This is a genomic window from Saccharothrix australiensis, assembly GCF_003634935.1.
GTDB classification, from domain to species: Bacteria; Actinomycetota; Actinomycetes; order Mycobacteriales; family Pseudonocardiaceae; genus Actinosynnema; species Actinosynnema australiense.
This window is the reverse complement of the sequence record NZ_RBXO01000001.1, coordinates 7,755,152-7,769,269: the sequence shown is the minus strand read 5'-3', so window position 1 is coordinate 7,769,269 and position 14,118 is coordinate 7,755,152. Positions and strand designations below refer to the sequence as shown.

Genomic DNA, 14,118 nt, shown 5'->3' with positions numbered 1-14,118 from the left:
CGCATAATGTCCCACCCGTCACGCCAAGTGGTGACACGGTCACCCTTGTGTCGTGCGTACTCTCGGGTACGTGATCTGCCCCAAGTGCCAGGACCTCATGCGCACGATCACGCGCGGAGCCGTCCACATCGACCAGTGCGACAACTGCAAGGGCGTGTTCCTGGACGGCGGCGAACTGGAACAGATCGTCGCAGCCGAACGCGAGCACTACGCCGCAGCGCCCCCGCCCTACCCGGGCGCACCGCAACCCGGAGCCGGCGCGCCCCCGCCCTACCAGCCACCGCCCGGAACCCCGCCTCCCGGCATGGCGCCTCCCGGCGTGACCCCGCCCCCGCCGGGCTACCCGGGCGGCTACTACGACCAACCGCACTACGGCCACCGCCGCCGCCGCAGCTTCCTGGAAGAACTCTTCGACTGAGCGCGCCACGCGCACACTTCACCCGAGCGTGTCATCCCGTATGGCCTGCCCGTGGTGGCCTTTGACCAGGCCATACGGGGATGACACGCGACGCAAAGCTTCGAAGGAGCTTTGCCTCATCCTCGGCGGCCGGCCGGTCCGGCGAGGACGCTCTTCAAGCTTGTGATCTTCGACCCGCACCCCGCGCCGCCCACCTCGCGAGCAGCGCCGGCTCGGAGAGCGTCGACCCCGTGCAGCGCCGACCGGAGCCACAACGCGAGCAGGCTGACGCGGGTGTCCCCCCGAACAGAACGCCCCCGACACACACCCAACCGCGGGGGTACGACATTTGACGGGCGCAGCACCTCCACCCGGCCGTCACCCTTCACAGCGGCCCTCATCAGCGGCCCTCATCAGCGGCCGCCTTCACAACGGCCCGCCCTTCACAACGACGAGCCCCTCACAACGGCCAGGTCAACGAGCTGCCGTCCAACGCGAAGTACTGCGATTCCTCCGAAGCGGTGAACGTGAAGTGCCGGCGCCCTGGCCGGCCCAACGCCCGCCACCGCCGGTGCGCCTCCTCCGCCAGCGTCCACAGCTCGCGCGGCCCGCCCTGGTCCACCACCGCGCCCCGGTGCCGGACCCAGGACCCGTCCGGGTGGACCAACCTGGCCGGGTCGAGGCCGACCGCCACCCCTGCCAGCTCCAGGCCGGCGAAGAACTCGAACCCCGACGTCGCGTGCACCACGGCCCGAGCGGGCAGGAGGGTGGGCCGGGACGTGTCCGCCCGCGCGTCCAAGGACGCGACCAGGGCCTCCTCCGCCCACGTCTGCCGGTGCGCGCGCAGGGGCATGAAGCGGCCGTCCTCGGCCAGCACCCGGCCGACCCCGACGCCGTCCCGCACGACCAGCCGGACCAGGCCCGCGCCGATCACCCGGTTCAGCGTGGTGACGATCAGCCCGCCCGGCGCGACCTGCCGGAGCCACGCCGCGGGTATCCGCGACACCGCGCACGTCCCGAGCAGGCGTGCGTACGGCGCACGCGGCGCGTAGCCCTGCTCGCCGTCGCCCACCACGCACACCGGGGCGTAGCCGGCCGCGCGCAATCGTCCCTCCGCGCGCCCCAGCACCGCGGCGTCGACGTCGACCGAGGTCACCGCCGACGAGCCGAGCACGTGGCTGAGCAGGGCCGCGTTGTACCCGGTCCCGGTGCCGACCTCCAGCACCGTCTGCCCGGGCGCGACGTCGAGCGCCTCCAGCATGATCGCCATGATCGACGGCATGCTCGACGAACTCGTGGGCACCCCGTGCACGGGACCCGACGCGAGTGCTTGCTCCCACGCCTCGTCGGAGCCGTCCAGCTGGGTGACGCGCACCTCGTTCCGGTACACCGCGGCGAGGTGGTCCGGGTGGTCCGCGGTGACCGGCGCCCACCGGCCGTCCGGGTCCTGGGCGAAGAACCACGGCAGGAAGACGTGCCTGGGCACCTCGCGAAACGCCGCCACCCAGCGCGGGTCGGCGAGCACGCCGGCGGCGCGCATCGAGTCGACCAGCTGGGCGCGCAGCGCGGCGGCGGGGTCCACGCGTCCACCGTAGCGCTGTGGGCGAGCCCACGGCCCCGGTCGCTAGCAGAGCGCTTGCAGGAGTTAGCACCCGCGCGTACGGTCGGAAGCGGACCTGGACCGGGGAGGTGCCGCGGCACGTGGACAAGTCGATCGACAAGGCGGTCGCCGACCTCGGCCGCGACATCGGCGAGTACATCCGCCAGCAGCGCAACACCGCGAAGATCTCCCTGCGCCAGCTGGCCAAGCTCGCCGGGGTGTCCAACCCCTACCTCAGCCAGATCGAACGGGGCCTGCGCAAACCCAGCGCGGAGATCCTGCAGCAGATCGCCAAGGGGCTGCGGATCTCGGCGGAGGCGCTGTACGTCGAGGCCGGGATCCTCGAACAGCGCGCGGGCGGCGCGCTGGCCGACGCCATCACCACCGCCCCGGACCTGACCGAGCGGCAGAAGCAGGTGCTGCTCGACGTCTACGAGTCGTTCCGGCGGGAGAACGCCGCCAACCAACCCAAGCCCGAGGAGTGATCTCCATGCCGAACCTGCCCACCACCGAGGAGCTGCGCAAGGCGGGCGAGCAGGTCGCCGCCGCCGCGCGCACGCCGCTGCTGGCCGCCCTGGGCGCGGGCGACCTGGCCGCGAAGGCCGTGGTCGACGCGCTGAACAAGGCCAAGGAGCGCGCCGAGGCCGCGAAGTCCGCCGCCGAGTCGGCCGACCTGAAGGACCTCCGCGAGAAGTTCGACCCGGCCGAGCTGCGCAAGGTCGTCGACGCGTACACGCAGTCCGCGCTGAACCTGTACCAGTTCCTGGCCGAGCACGGCCAGGAGGCGCTGGACAAGCTCAAGTCGCAGCCGCAGGTCCAGAAGGCCCTGGCCCAGGTCGAGGACGTCGTCGAGACCGCGCAGAAGCGCACCGAGGCCGCCGCGCACGACGCCCGCGAACTCGCCGACGACGTGCTCGGCAAGGTCAGCCGCCGCACCCGCTCGGCGGGCGAGCAGCTCGCCAGGGAAGTCGACGAGGCGAGTGACAAGCTCGCCGACGTCGTCTCGGATGCCGGTGACGACGTGGCGCACGAGGTGCGCGGCACCACGCGCAAGGCAGCCAACCGCACCGCGGCGGCCCGCAAGCCCGCCGCCTCGCGCGCCGACGACGAGAAGGCCGGGAAGGCGGCTGCCGACCAGGGCGCGGACGACACCGCCGCGAAGGACCACACCAGTGGCAAGCACGGCACCACTGCGAAGCAGGACTCCGCCGCGAAGCAGGACACCGCCGCGAAGCAGGACACCGCCAAGAAGGCGGGCGACACCGCCGCGAAGAAGCCGGCCGACAAGCCGGGTGACACCGCCAAGTGAGCGAACCGCTACGGGGTGTCCCGGCCGGGGCGCCCCGTTCCGGCTATCCCCGGGGCGTGATCCGCACGTAGTCTGGGTGTGTGTTCTTCCAGCTTCCGCAACCGGACCTGCTCTACCTCGACGTGTGGGTCATGTTCCTGGCGTACTACGCCGGGCTGATCGCGGGTGTCTTCGCCTTCGTGCACGCCCTGTCGCAGCGGGCGGACGCCTACACCGCGGCGGAGCGGCTCACCAAGCCCGCCTGGTTGGGCATCACCGGCGGCGGCACGTTCGCGCTGCTGCTGTTCAGCCTGTCCGGCCCCGGCGCGATGTTCTGGCTGGCCGGCCTGGTCGCCGTGATGGTGTACCTGGTCGACGTGCGGCCACGCCTGATCGAGGTCCAGCGCGGCCCGCGGTGGTGAGGTACCGGAGCTACGGCTCCGGCACGCCGGTGACCCTGATCGGCCACGGCCTGGGCGCGACACCCGGTGAAGCGCGCCTGCCCGCGTCCGGCCTGCCCGGCACGAGGGTCGTGGTCACCCTGCCGTCGCACGGCGACGCCCCGGACGCGCCCGCCGGGTACTGGGACTACCGGCGCATCGCCGCCGACCTGCGCGCGGTCGCCCGCGAAGTGGGCGCGACGCGCGCCGTCGGCGTCTCCCTGACCTCCGGCGCGCTGCTGTCCCTGCTGGCCGACGAGCCGGACGCGTTCGACCGCGTCGCGCTGCTGCTGCCCGCCGTGCTGGACGAGCCGCGCGCCCTGCTCGCCCGCGAGTACGCGATCACCGTCATCGGCGGCCCGCCGGAGTACCTCGCGGAACGGCGGGCCGCGTTCCGCCGGCTCGACGGCGCGCTCGCCGAGCTGCCCGGCCGGACCCCGGTACCCGACCGGTCCGTGCTCGGGGCCGTCACGGTCCCGGTGCTCGTGGTCGGCGCGACCGAGGACCCGCTGCACCCCGAGCACGTCGCCAAGGAGACCGCCGCCGCGCTGCCGAACTCGCGGTTGGAGCTGGTGCCGTCCTGGTTGACCCGGCGGAGTGAGGTCCGCGGGTGGTTGGGCGATTTCCTGCGCGGGTAGCCGACAGGCATGGCCGAACCGAAGAAGATCGCATTCCTGGTCGACACGGAGGGGATCGAGCAGGTCGAGCTGACCGACCCCTGGCAGCACGTGGAGAAGGCGGGCGCGGTGCCGCGGCTGCTCGCGCCGCAGCTCGGCGAGGTGCGGGGGTTCAACCACCTCACCCCGGCGGACACCTTCGAGGTCGACGTGCCGTTCGCGCAGGCCGACCCGGCGGACTACGACGGCGTGGTCATCCCCGGCGGCGTCGCGAACGCCGACTTCCTGCGGATGGACCGCGACGCGGTCGCGTTCGTGCAGGCGCACGTCGGCGCGGGCAAGCCGGTCGCCTCCATCTGCCACGGGCCTTGGCTGCTGGTCGAGGCGAACGTGGTGCGCGGCAAGATGCTCACCTCGTTCCCGAGCCTGGCCACCGACATCCGCAACGCCGGCGCGCAGTGGGACGACCTTGAGGTCCAGGTCTGCGACATGAACGGGTGGACGCTGGTCACCAGCCGGAAGCCCGACGACCTGCCCGCGTTCAACCGCGAGGCGCTGAAGGCGTTCGGGCTCGCCGAGTAGCCGCCCGCCGCGCCGAGCCGCCGCCCGGAGCCGGGGAACCCGGCCGGCAAGCCCGCACCGGGTGAAGTCCCCGGCTCGGCGGGCGTGGACCGCGGACCGGCCCCGGCGTCCCGACCTGCGGGGATGTGCACCTCCCCGCAGCCCGTGATCAGCCGTCGAAGCCGTGTCCGCCCGCTGACCCGCGCGGGTCAGCTCAGGCGGGCCTCGGCGTAGGCGGCGATCGCGTCGCGCACCCACTCCGCCAAGCCCTCGGCCCGGGCGTCGAACTGGACCTTGAAGTCCGGCGCGTCGACGTACAGCCGGCCCAGCCCGGTGTAGGACTCCCGGTTCGGCGTCCAGCCGAGGCAGATCCACCGGTAGTGCCGGTCGGTCACCTCCTGCGCCTCCGGCGCGTCGGGCGCCACGCCCGCGTCGAACAACGCGCCGTACGCCTCGGCGACGGCGTGCCACTCCGCCATGAACGTGTCGGCGTCCGCGCGCGTCCAGCCCCGCATCCGGCGCTTGCCCTCGTCGATGTGCTCCTGGACGCCCTCGCCCAGCCGCTCCACCAGTTCCGCCTCGTAGCGGGCCTGCTGGTCGGCGTCGAACCCGTCGAACAGCTCTTCCATCTTCATGTTGTGCTCACCCCCCTCCATCTCCCGGATCGTCCTGGTGACGGTGTCGGCCAGCCTGGCCAGCCGCTCCTGCTCGGCCCGCAGCCACCGCCGGTGGTTGCGCAGCACGTCGACCGCGCGGTGCCTGCCGTCGAGCACCTCCGCCACGGTGTCCAACCCGAGGCCGAGGTCGCGCAGCAGGAGGATCTGCTGGAGCCGCAGCAACTGCTCGCGCTCGTAGTACCGGTGGCCGTTGCCCCCGACCCACGCCGGCTCCAGCAGCCCGATCGCGTCGTAGTGCCGCAACGTCCGCGAAGTCACCTTCGACATGCGCGCGACCTGCGCGATCGACCAGGCCATGACCCGTCACCTCCCCGTGGCCACCACGGTAGGTGTTGACGTTGCGTCAACGTCAAGCGCGAGCCGGCAGGATGGTCGGCGTGTGGACCATCGCAGGAACCCTCGTCCCCGTGCCCGTCCTCGACCGGTTGGACCTGGTGGCGGAGCCGGTGGCCGCCGCGCTGCGGTCGACGGCGGACGCGAGTCGGGTGGCGGTCGGCGCGATCGACCCCGAGCTGGCCGACACGGCCGAGTTCTGCGCGCACTACGGCTCGCCGCTCGACGCGTCCGCGAACTGCGTGATCGTCGCGGGCAAGCGCGGCGACACCGTGCGGTACGCCGCGTGCGTCGTGCTCGCCACGACCCGTGCCGACGTGAACGGCGTGGTCCGGCGGCGGCTGGACGCGCGGCGCGCCTCGTTCGCGCCGATGGACGACGCCGTGGCGCTGACGGGCATGGCGTACGGCGGCATCACGCCGGTCGGGCTGCCCGCCGACTGGCCGGTGCTGCTGTCGCCCGAGGTGGCCGCCGCGCCGGAACTGGTGATCGGCAGCGGCGTCCGGGGCAGCAAGCTCCTGGTGCCCGGCGCGGTGCTGGCGAAGCTGCCCGGCGCCGAGGTGGTCGAGGGGTTGGCCCGCTAGGGATCACCGGGCCGAGCGCACCGGGCCGAGCGGCCGCCGGCCGAGCGCACGGGGTGGGGGACCACCGGGTCGGGCGCACCGGGCCTGGGGATCACCGGGCCTGGGGATCACCGGGCCGAGCGGTCAGCGGGCCGGGGACCGCCGGGTCGGTGATCAGCCGGCCGGGGCGGTCGACGGGTGCCCCGCCAGCTGCGCCGCCAGCACCTCGCGCGCCTGCTCGGGCGTGAGGTGCCCGATGAGCACGTGCGCGGTCAGGCCGTCGGCCAGCGCCAGCACCGCCCGTGCCCGCACGGGGTCGCCGAGCAGGCGCACGAACATCGCGTGCAGGTCGGCGTAGTTGGCGCGCAGCACCGGCGCGAGGGTCGGGCTCACCGCGGCCTGCGCGAGGAACGCCAGCCACACCTTCGCCTCCGCCCGCTCCGGCAGCGCGACGGCCAGCACGGCGTCGGCCGGGGTGTCGCCGACGCGCGCCAGGACGCGCCTGCCGACCTCCCCCAGCGCGAACTTCAGCATCTCCTCCTTGGTGCGGAAGCACCGCTGCACCGCGCCGAGGGAGACGGCCGCGCGCGCCGCGACGTCCCGCAGGTTCACGCCCTCCAGCCCGCGCTCGTCGGCGAGCAGGCAGACGGCATCCGCGATCCGCCTGCGCCTGCTGTCCTGGTCGACCGGCTTCGGCACGACCGGATACTATCCGATACATTTGTATCGAACCGGGGGTGCGCGATGTGGGAGCGAACGGCCGTCGAACAGGCGGCGGCGGTGCGGTCGGGCGAGGTGTCGGCCGTCGAGCTGGTGCGGGCGCACCTGGCGCGGATCGCCGAGGTGAACCCGCGCTACAACGCGGTCACGCAACTGCCGGCCGACCAGGCGCTGGACGAGGCGCGGGCGCTGGACCGCAGGCGCGCCGCCGGTGAGGACGTCGGTCCGCTGGCCGGCGTGCCCTTCACCGTCAAGGAGAGCATCGCGATCCGCGGCGTGCCGACCACCCACGGCGCGGTGCGGCTGAAGGACTTCACGGCGGTCGAGGACGCGCCACCGGTGGCCGCGCTGCGCGCGGCGGGCGCGATCCCGATCGGGCACGGCAACATGCCGACGCTGACGTTGGCGGGGATGCACACCCGCAGTGAGCTGTTCGGCGACACGGTGAACCCGTGGGACGCGCGCGTCACGCCGGGCGGCACGAGCGGCGGCGACGCGGTCGCGGTCGCCACCGGCATGGCGGCGCTGGGCCTGGGCAACGACTCCGGCGGTTCGGTGCGCATCCCGGCGTCGTTCTGCGGCCTCGCCGGGCTCAAGCCGACCTACGGCCGGTTCGCCGCCGACCACCGGCTGCGCCCCGAGGACGAACCGCCGCTGGGCGCGCAGCTGTTCGTGGTGGACGGGCCGCTCGCGCGGACCGTCGGCGACCTGTGGCCGGCGTTCGAGGCGCTGGCCGGCGCGTCACCGCGCGACCCCCGCGCCGTGCCCGTGCCGCCGCGCGGCGAACCGGTTCCGCGCCGCGTCGCCGTCGTCGCCGACCCCGGCGGGAGCGGCGTGCACCCGACCGTGCGGGCGGCGGTGGTCCGGGCCGCCGACGCGCTGTCCGACGCCGGGTACGACGTGGTGGACGTCCCGGACGTCCCGCTGCTGGACGAGGCGCTGTCGGCGTACGGGCACCTGCTGATGACCGAGTTCGCCCCGGCCTGGCCGGTCGTGCGCACCCTGCTCGGCGAAGGCGGCCACCGGTACATCGAGCACTCGATGGCGAAGGCCGCGCCGGTGGACGTGGCGGAGTACCTGCGGCTGACCGGCGTCGTGCTCGCCGTGAAGCGGGCGTGGGCGGGCTTCCTCGACCGGTACCCGCTGCTGCTCGGGCCGGTGTTCACCGAACCGCCGGTCGAGCCCGGCGTCGAGTCGCGGGACGCGGCCGGGCACCACCTGGTGACCACCGCCATGCGGCTGTGCACCGCGACCAGCTTCGCCGGCCTGCCCGCCGTGGCGGTGCCCACCGGCCTGGCCGACGGGCTGCCCACCGGGGTGCAGCTGGTCGGCCGCGCCTACCGGGAGGACGTGTGCCTCGACGCGGCGTCCGCCGTGGAGGAGCGGTTCGGCGTGCTCGCGCCGGTCGGCGCGTCAGGCGGCTGAGTACGCCCGCAGGAAGGCGACCGCTTCGGCCACGTCGTCCGTGACGAGCACCCAGCGCTCCGCCTCCCGACCGCGCGCGAGCTTCCGCACGAGCGGGGCGGCGGGCACCTCCTCCACCCAGAACCGCTCGCCCAGGAACACCATCGGCGCGGGCGGGCCGACCGAGCCGTAGTGGTTCTGGGTGTAGTCCTGGAACACCTCCTGGACGGTGCCCGCGCTGCCCGGCGTGTACACGACGCCGCCGGTCGCGACGGTCAGCAGGCCCTCCTCGCGGACCGAGTTCGCGAAGTACTTGGCGTGCAGCTCGCACGCCGGGTTGGGCGGCTCGTGCCCGTAGAACCAGGTGGGGATGCCGATCGTGCGCGGCTTGTCGAACGCGGGCAGGTCGGTGGGGCACGCGGCGATCCACCGGCCGATGGACCCGGCGTCGCCGCCGAACTCCGGCGCCCTGGCCAGGTCGGCGAGCACGCCCTCGTCCACGCCGACCCGCACGCCCAGCGGCACGGCCTCCATCGCGCCCGGCCCGCCGCCGGTCAGGACCGTGAACCCGGCTTCGCCGAGCGCCGCGCCCAGCGCCACGGCACGCCGGTAGCCCGCCGTGTCCCGGCGCAGCGCGTGACCGCCCACCACGGCCACCGGCGAGCCGTGCAGCACCTCGTCGAGGGCCTCCGTGACGGCGTGGTCGTGCAGGCGCTCGGCGAGGGCGTGCAGCGGGTCGGGGTGGTGGCCCTGACGCCTGCTGTGCCGGTAGACGCGGGCGTCGAGGGTGTCGGCGTACGACTCGGGCCGGGCCGGGTCGAACCCGTCGAACAGCTCGGCGGTCGTGTAGAGGGTCGACCGGTACACCGAGTACGGCACGTCGGGGATGTTGGGGAACACCAGCGCGCCCGCCGCGTCGGCGCGCCGCTGCGCCGAGGGGGACAGCACGCACCCCAGGAACAGGGCCCCGTCCAACGGGGCGCGCAGGTCCTCGCCGCTCAGGTCCATCCCGACGAGGACCGCGCCGCGCAGGTCGCGGGCGTGGCGGACCTGCTCCGGGTCGCTGATCTCGGTGCGCACCGGCGCAGCCTACGCGGGGCCTCGGGGCCGTGTTCGGGCTTCGGCGCGAGGCGGCCGCGTAGACGTCGGTCGTGCGGCCCGACCGGCCCGGAGCGTCGGCTTCAGGGCAGCGGGTCCGGATCAGGGGGTTCGGAGCAGGGGGTTCGGAGCAGTCCGGGGCGTCAGAAGATGACGGTCTGGTTGCCGTGCACCAGCACGCGGTCCTCCAGGTGCCAGCGCAGACCGCGCGCGAGCACCACCTTCTCGATGTCGCGCCCCTTGCGCACCATGTCCGGGATCGAGTCGGTGTGGTCCACCCGGATCACGTCCTGCTCGATGATCGGGCCCTGGTCCAGGTCGGCCGTCACGTAGTGGCACGTCGCGCCGACCAGCTTCACGCCCCGGCCGTGCGCCTGGTGGTAGGGCCGGGCCCCGACGAACGACGGCAGGAAGCTGTGGTGGATGTTCAGCGCCCGGCCCGCCCAGTCCGCGCACAGCTCCGGCGGCAGGATCTGCATGAACCGCGCCAGGACCACCGCGTGCGGCCGGTGCCCGTCCACGAGCTGCCGCAGCTGCGCGAACGCCGCCTGCTTGCCCTCCGGGTCGTTGACCGGGAACGGCACGTGGTGGAACGGGATGCCGTGCGCCCGCGTGATGCCCGCCAGGTCGGCGTGGTTGCCGATCACCGCCGACACCTCGACGTCCAGCTCGTGCGACGCGACGCGGCCCAGCAGGTCGTACAGGCAGTGCCCCTCCTTGGACACCAGCAGCACGACCCGCCGGCGCTCGCCCGTGTCGGTGACCCGCCAGTTGGCGTTCGCGCCCAACTCGCGGGCGACCAGCCCGAACCGCTCCCGCAACTCGTCCACGCCGAACGGCAACGAGTCCGCGCGCACCTCCTGGCGCGTGAAGAACCAGTTCGTCGTCGGATCGGTGTGGTAGGCCGCCTCGACGATCCAACCGCCGTGCTCGGCCAGGAACGAGGAGATCCTGGCCACGATGCCGGTGCGGTCCGGACAGCCGAAGGTGATCACGTAGCGTCGTTCGGGCTGGGGCACGTCCAGAAGTATCTACGGTCGCGGCACCGAATCCACCAGCGACCTGTCACCCGTCACGATGGCGCCGCTCGGCCGGTTCCACACCAGCCGGTAGAGGGCGTCGGCGGTGCCCGCGACCGTGGCGTCCGCGTCGGTCGCCGCGTCGGTGAGCGGCGCGGTCTCCGGCGGCCGGCCGGGCGTGAGGCGCACCTCCCACGCGCGACCCGCGTCGGCGGCGTGGAACAGCAGCCTGCCCTCGCGCTCGATCGGCCACCGCTGCGCGACGCGCGGCAGCAGCCGGGACAGGAACTCGTCCACGCCGTCGGCCGCGAAGTCCGTGCCGAACAGCAGGGTCGGCACCTCCGGTCCGTGCAGCGCGTGCTCGGCGTCCAACCGGTGGATGGCGATCTCGTGCGCCTGCCTGCGCACCCAGAAGCCGACCGACTTCGGCCCGGCGAACGTCCACGCGGGAGTGTCCGGCGACGCCTCGGCCAGCGCGTCGTTCAGCTCGGTGAACCGGTCGTCCCACCAGGTCAGCAGCTCCTGCCAGGTGTCCGGCGGCGTGCCGGGAGCGGGTCGGTCCCCGTCGACGGGCGTGTCGAGGGCCGTCCGGGCCCAGGAGGCGACGCCCGCGAGGTGGTGGGTGAGCTGCTGGACGTTCCACTCGGGACAGGTGGGCACGGGCGCCTCGGGACCGGCGGCGATGACGGCCGCCCGCATCGCCCGGTACTGGATGCGAGCTTCGGCAAGGAGATCCTGGTGTTCCACCCCGTCGAGCCTCCCCCTCGGGTGATCCTCTGCCAAGTCTTTTCCCCCGGCGAGTACCTCACACTGCCGCTCCGGTGGGTTCGGCTCTTGTCACTTACCGGGGCGGGGCTCGCCTTCTGTGCGCTTCTGGAGCAGCAGGACCACAGCAGGGTGAGCACGGCGGCGGGGTGAGGCCGGCCTCCGGGCTTGGGCGGGGGTGGTCAGAGGGGGCGGACGGAGTCCCACGGGACGGTCAGCTCGCCGAGCCGCCAGCGCTTGCGGTCGTCGAGCACCGGCCAGCCCCGGCGCGCCAGCAGGGTGATGGTCTCCACCCAGCGTGCCCTCGGGCCGAACGGCGCGAAGGTCGCGGCCGTGGCCCAGCACGTGTCGAGGTCGGTCAGCAGGGCGTGGACGCGTTCGCCGGGCACGTTGCGGTGGATGAGCGCCTTCGGCAGGCGTTCGGCCAGGTCGCTCGGCGTGTCCAGGTCGGCGGGCAGGCACGACAGGGTGAACGTTCGCGGCCCGTCCGCCGTCAGCGCGACCCACGAGCAGCGGCGGCCGATCTCGTCGCACGTGCCCTCGACCAGGACGCCGCCCGGCGCCAGGCGGCCGAGCATGGTCGTCCACGCGTCCGCCGCCTGCTCCTCGGTGTACTGGCGGAGCACGTTGAACGCCCGCAGCAGCACCGGGCGGCGTCCGGCCAGCTCGAAACCGCCTCGGCGGAACTCCAGGCGCGGCGGGTCGGCCGCCGCCTCTCCCGCCGCGACCCGCTCGGCGTCCAACTCCAGCCCGAGGACCCTCAGGCGCGGGTTGAGCGGGCGCAGCCGGGCCGCCATCTCGACCGTCGTGATCGGCGAGGAGCCGTAGCCGAGGTCGACGACCAACGGGTCGTCCGAGCCCTCGACGAGCGCGCGGCAGGCGTGCGCCACCCACCGGTCGACCCGGCGGAGGCGGTTCGGGTTGGTCGTGCCCCTCGTGGGCAGGCCGAGCGCGCGGGCCCGGCCCGCCGCTAGGCGCGGCGCGCGAGCCATTCGGTGGTGAACTCGGCTTCCTTGTCCAGCAGCACGGCGACCTGCTCGACGATCAGCGACTCCAGCTTGCCGCCCACGAGCGGGATGCCGACCTTGACCTGACCCACGAGGGTGAGTTCGCTCCCACCGCCCGCCGCGTCGGCCAGCGTGATGGTCCCGTCGAGCCGGCCGGGCACGCCGCCCAGCGTCACTTCGACGGTCCCGGCGTAGCCGGCCTCGGTCCACGACTCGGCGCGGTCGATCAGCAGGTCGCCGCCCAGGACGCCGCGCGCCACCGACGGCAGCTTCTCGGCCGGGATGCCCTGCCTGAGCTGGTACGACGTGGTGGTGTCCGTCCGGTTGAACGCCACCAGCTCCGCGCCCACGCCGCCGAGGGCGGCCAGTCGGTCGCGGAGGTAGGCGTCGTCCACCAGGGCGGAGTAGACGTCCGACGCGGGCCGGCGGGACGTCGTCAGGTGCTCGATGCGGCGTGCCATGTCGCGGAGGCTACCGTTGACGCCCGTGACCACCCCGCTGTCCAGTGCCCAGGTGCGCGCCCGCGTGCCGCTAGCCGAGCGCACCACGCTACGGCTCGGTGGCCCGGCGGCGCGGTTCGTGCGCGCGGCCACCGCCGCCGAGCTGGTCGACGCCGTGCGCGCGCTCGACGCGTCCGGCGAACCCGTGCTGCTGCTCGGCGGCGGCTCGAACCTCGTGATCTCCGACGCGGGGTTCGCCGGGACCGCCGTGCAGGTCGCGACGCAGGGCCGCCGGCTCGACCCGCTGGGCGACGGGCTCGTGCAGCTCACCGTGGAAGCGGGCGAGGATTGGGACTCCGTGGTCGCGGAGGCCGTGTCGCAGGGGCTGGGCGGCCTGGAGTGCCTGTCCGGCATCCCCGGCCTGGTCGGCGCGACGCCGGTGCAGAACGTCGGCGCGTACGGCGTGGAGGTCTCGCAGGTGCTGACGTCGGTCGACCTGCTCGACCGCCGCACGGGCCGGGTCCACCAGCAGCCCGCCGACGCGCTGGGGCTCGCCTACCGGACCAGCGTGCTGAAGGGCACCGACCAGGCGGTGGTGCTGCGGGCCAGGTTCGCGCTGACCTCGGGCGGCCAGTCCGCGCCCATCCGCTACGCCGAGCTGGCGCGGGTGCTGGGCGTGCCGCAGGGCGCCCGCGTGCCCGCCGACGCCGCGCGGAAGGCCGTGCTGGAGTTGCGGCGGGGCAAGGGGATGGTGCTCGACGCGGCCGACCACGACACGTGGAGCGCGGGCTCGTTCTTCACCAACCCGCTGCTGGACGACTCGACGCTGACCGGCGTGCTGATCCGCATCGCCGAGCGGTTGGGCCGCCACACCGAGGTGCCGACCTACCCGGCGGGTCCGGGCCACCACAAGCTCTCCGCGGCCTGGCTGATCGAACGGGCCGGGTTCACGCGGGGTCACCGCGGTCCCGGCGGGCGGGTCGCGCTGTCCGGCAAGCACACGCTCGCGCTGACCAACCGCGGCGGCGCGTCCACCGAGGACCTGCTGGACCTGGCCCGCGAGGTGCGGGACGGGGTGCGCTCGGCGTTCGGGGTGGAGCTGCGCCCGGAACCCGTGCTGGTGGGCTGCGACCTGGGCTGAGGCCGGCCCGCTGGTCCGTTCGGGACGGTGCGCGCGCCCGCCGACCAG

General features: G+C 74.1%; 17 protein-coding genes. 9 read left to right on the top strand and 8 right to left on the bottom strand.

Going from position 1 to position 14,118, the window contains the following annotated elements:
• Nucleotides 1-52 precede the first annotated feature (52 nt).
• Nucleotides 53-418 (top strand): TFIIB-type zinc ribbon-containing protein, encoded by a 366-nt coding sequence (locus tag C8E97_RS33350; protein WP_121010351.1) that lies wholly within the window; start codon nt 53-55, stop codon nt 416-418.
• A 439-nt stretch (nt 419-857) separates the two neighbouring features.
• Here C8E97_RS33350 and C8E97_RS33345 read toward each other — a convergent pair whose 3' ends face one another.
• The gene (locus C8E97_RS33345) at nt 858-1,979 is read right to left on the bottom strand and encodes a methyltransferase domain-containing protein (protein WP_246019311.1); all 1,122 of its coding nucleotides are present in this window, start codon (nt 1,977-1,979) and stop codon (nt 858-860) included.
• A gap of 119 nt (nt 1,980-2,098) precedes the next feature.
• On the opposite strand from C8E97_RS33345, the gene C8E97_RS33340 reads away from it, so the two are divergent.
• From C8E97_RS33340 to C8E97_RS33320, 5 genes are all read left to right on the top strand, one after another.
• Complete coding sequence (locus tag C8E97_RS33340; protein ID WP_170212066.1) at nt 2,099-2,482, top strand: helix-turn-helix domain-containing protein; 384 nt, start codon at nt 2,099-2,101, stop codon at nt 2,480-2,482.
• A 5-nt stretch (nt 2,483-2,487) separates the two neighbouring features.
• Entirely contained in the window at nt 2,488-3,306 is an 819-nt protein-coding gene (locus C8E97_RS33335; RefSeq protein WP_246019310.1) for a hypothetical protein, read from the top strand.
• Nucleotides 3,307-3,413: 107 nt separating this feature from the next.
• Nucleotides 3,414-3,707: a DUF2516 family protein gene (locus tag C8E97_RS33330; RefSeq protein WP_281275498.1), complete on the top strand. Its 294-nt coding sequence runs from the start codon at nt 3,414-3,416 to the stop codon at nt 3,705-3,707.
• Nucleotides 3,701-4,363: an alpha/beta fold hydrolase gene (locus C8E97_RS33325; RefSeq protein ID WP_246019309.1), complete on the top strand. Its 663-nt coding sequence runs from the start codon at nt 3,701-3,703 to the stop codon at nt 4,361-4,363. Before C8E97_RS33330 ends, C8E97_RS33325 begins: the two co-directional genes overlap by 7 nt.
• A 9-nt stretch (nt 4,364-4,372) precedes the next feature.
• Nucleotides 4,373-4,924, top strand: coding sequence for a type 1 glutamine amidotransferase domain-containing protein (locus C8E97_RS33320; protein ID WP_121010348.1), 552 nt, complete (start codon nt 4,373-4,375; stop codon nt 4,922-4,924).
• Nucleotides 4,925-5,112: 188 nt separating this feature from the next.
• On the opposite strand, the gene C8E97_RS33315 is transcribed toward C8E97_RS33320, so the two are convergent.
• On the bottom strand, nt 5,113-5,877 hold the full coding sequence (locus tag C8E97_RS33315; protein WP_121010345.1) for a MerR family transcriptional regulator: 765 nt from the start codon (nt 5,875-5,877) through the stop codon (nt 5,113-5,115).
• Between the two features lie 71 nt (nt 5,878-5,948).
• Between C8E97_RS33315 and C8E97_RS33310 the strand changes: the two genes are divergently transcribed.
• Nucleotides 5,949-6,497 carry a YbaK/EbsC family protein gene (locus C8E97_RS33310; RefSeq protein ID WP_121010342.1) on the top strand — a complete coding sequence of 183 codons (549 nt, stop codon included), beginning with the start codon at nt 5,949-5,951 and terminating at the stop codon, nt 6,495-6,497.
• A 153-nt stretch (nt 6,498-6,650) separates the two neighbouring features.
• Here C8E97_RS33310 and C8E97_RS33305 read toward each other — a convergent pair whose 3' ends face one another.
• Complete coding sequence (locus C8E97_RS33305; RefSeq protein WP_121010339.1) at nt 6,651-7,175, bottom strand: TetR/AcrR family transcriptional regulator; 525 nt, start codon at nt 7,173-7,175, stop codon at nt 6,651-6,653.
• A 45-nt stretch (nt 7,176-7,220) separates the two neighbouring features.
• Here C8E97_RS33305 and C8E97_RS33300 point away from each other — a divergent pair, with 45 nt between their 5' ends.
• Complete coding sequence (locus tag C8E97_RS33300) at nt 7,221-8,621, top strand: amidase (RefSeq protein ID WP_121010336.1); 1,401 nt, start codon at nt 7,221-7,223, stop codon at nt 8,619-8,621.
• Here the strand turns inward: C8E97_RS33300 and C8E97_RS33295 are convergent.
• The 5 genes from C8E97_RS33295 to C8E97_RS33270 form a co-directional block, all read right to left on the bottom strand.
• Nucleotides 8,610-9,680, bottom strand: a complete 1,071-nt coding sequence (locus C8E97_RS33295) for an LOG family protein (protein WP_121010333.1) — start codon at nt 9,678-9,680, stop codon at nt 8,610-8,612. The two genes, C8E97_RS33300 and C8E97_RS33295, sit on opposite strands and share 12 nt — an antisense overlap.
• Nucleotides 9,681-9,841: 161 nt before the next feature.
• Nucleotides 9,842-10,717, bottom strand: a complete 876-nt coding sequence (gene purU, locus C8E97_RS33290; protein WP_121010330.1) for a formyltetrahydrofolate deformylase — start codon at nt 10,715-10,717, stop codon at nt 9,842-9,844.
• 12 nt (nt 10,718-10,729) lie between these two features.
• Nucleotides 10,730-11,464, bottom strand: a complete 735-nt coding sequence (locus C8E97_RS33285; RefSeq protein WP_246019308.1) for a maleylpyruvate isomerase family mycothiol-dependent enzyme — start codon at nt 11,462-11,464, stop codon at nt 10,730-10,732.
• Nucleotides 11,465-11,664: 200 nt separating this feature from the next.
• A complete protein-coding gene (locus tag C8E97_RS33275; protein WP_121010321.1) occupies nt 11,665-12,474 on the bottom strand; it encodes a class I SAM-dependent methyltransferase in 810 nt (269 codons plus the stop codon).
• Nucleotides 12,453-12,950, bottom strand: coding sequence for a DUF2505 domain-containing protein (locus C8E97_RS33270; RefSeq protein ID WP_170212065.1), 498 nt, complete (start codon nt 12,948-12,950; stop codon nt 12,453-12,455). Before C8E97_RS33270 ends, C8E97_RS33275 begins: the two co-directional genes overlap by 22 nt.
• Here C8E97_RS33270 and C8E97_RS33265 point away from each other — a divergent pair.
• The gene (locus C8E97_RS33265; protein WP_121010315.1) at nt 12,937-14,070 is read left to right on the top strand and encodes a UDP-N-acetylmuramate dehydrogenase; all 1,134 of its coding nucleotides are present in this window, start codon (nt 12,937-12,939) and stop codon (nt 14,068-14,070) included. The genes C8E97_RS33270 and C8E97_RS33265 overlap by 14 nt on opposite strands.
• The last annotated feature ends 48 nt before the right edge of the window (nt 14,071-14,118 follow it).

Coding starts and splice junctions, on each gene's coding strand:
- C8E97_RS33335 (WP_246019310.1), top strand. CDS start 2,488: ATGCCGAACCTGCCCACCACCGAGGAGCTGCGCAAGGCGGGCGAGCAG.
- C8E97_RS33320 (WP_121010348.1), top strand. CDS start 4,373: ATGGCCGAACCGAAGAAGATCGCATTCCTGGTCGACACGGAGGGGATC.
- C8E97_RS33315 (WP_121010345.1), bottom strand. CDS start 5,877: ATGGCCTGGTCGATCGCGCAGGTCGCGCGCATGTCGAAGGTGACTTCG.
- C8E97_RS33310 (WP_121010342.1), top strand. CDS start 5,949: ATGGTCGGCGTGTGGACCATCGCAGGAACCCTCGTCCCCGTGCCCGTC.
- C8E97_RS33300 (WP_121010336.1), top strand. CDS start 7,221: ATGTGGGAGCGAACGGCCGTCGAACAGGCGGCGGCGGTGCGGTCGGGC.
- C8E97_RS33275 (WP_121010321.1), bottom strand. CDS start 12,474: ATGGCTCGCGCGCCGCGCCTAGCGGCGGGCCGGGCCCGCGCGCTCGGC.
- C8E97_RS33265 (WP_121010315.1), top strand. CDS start 12,937: ATGCGGCGTGCCATGTCGCGGAGGCTACCGTTGACGCCCGTGACCACC.
- C8E97_RS33270 (WP_170212065.1), bottom strand. CDS start 12,950: ATGGCACGCCGCATCGAGCACCTGACGACGTCCCGCCGGCCCGCGTCG.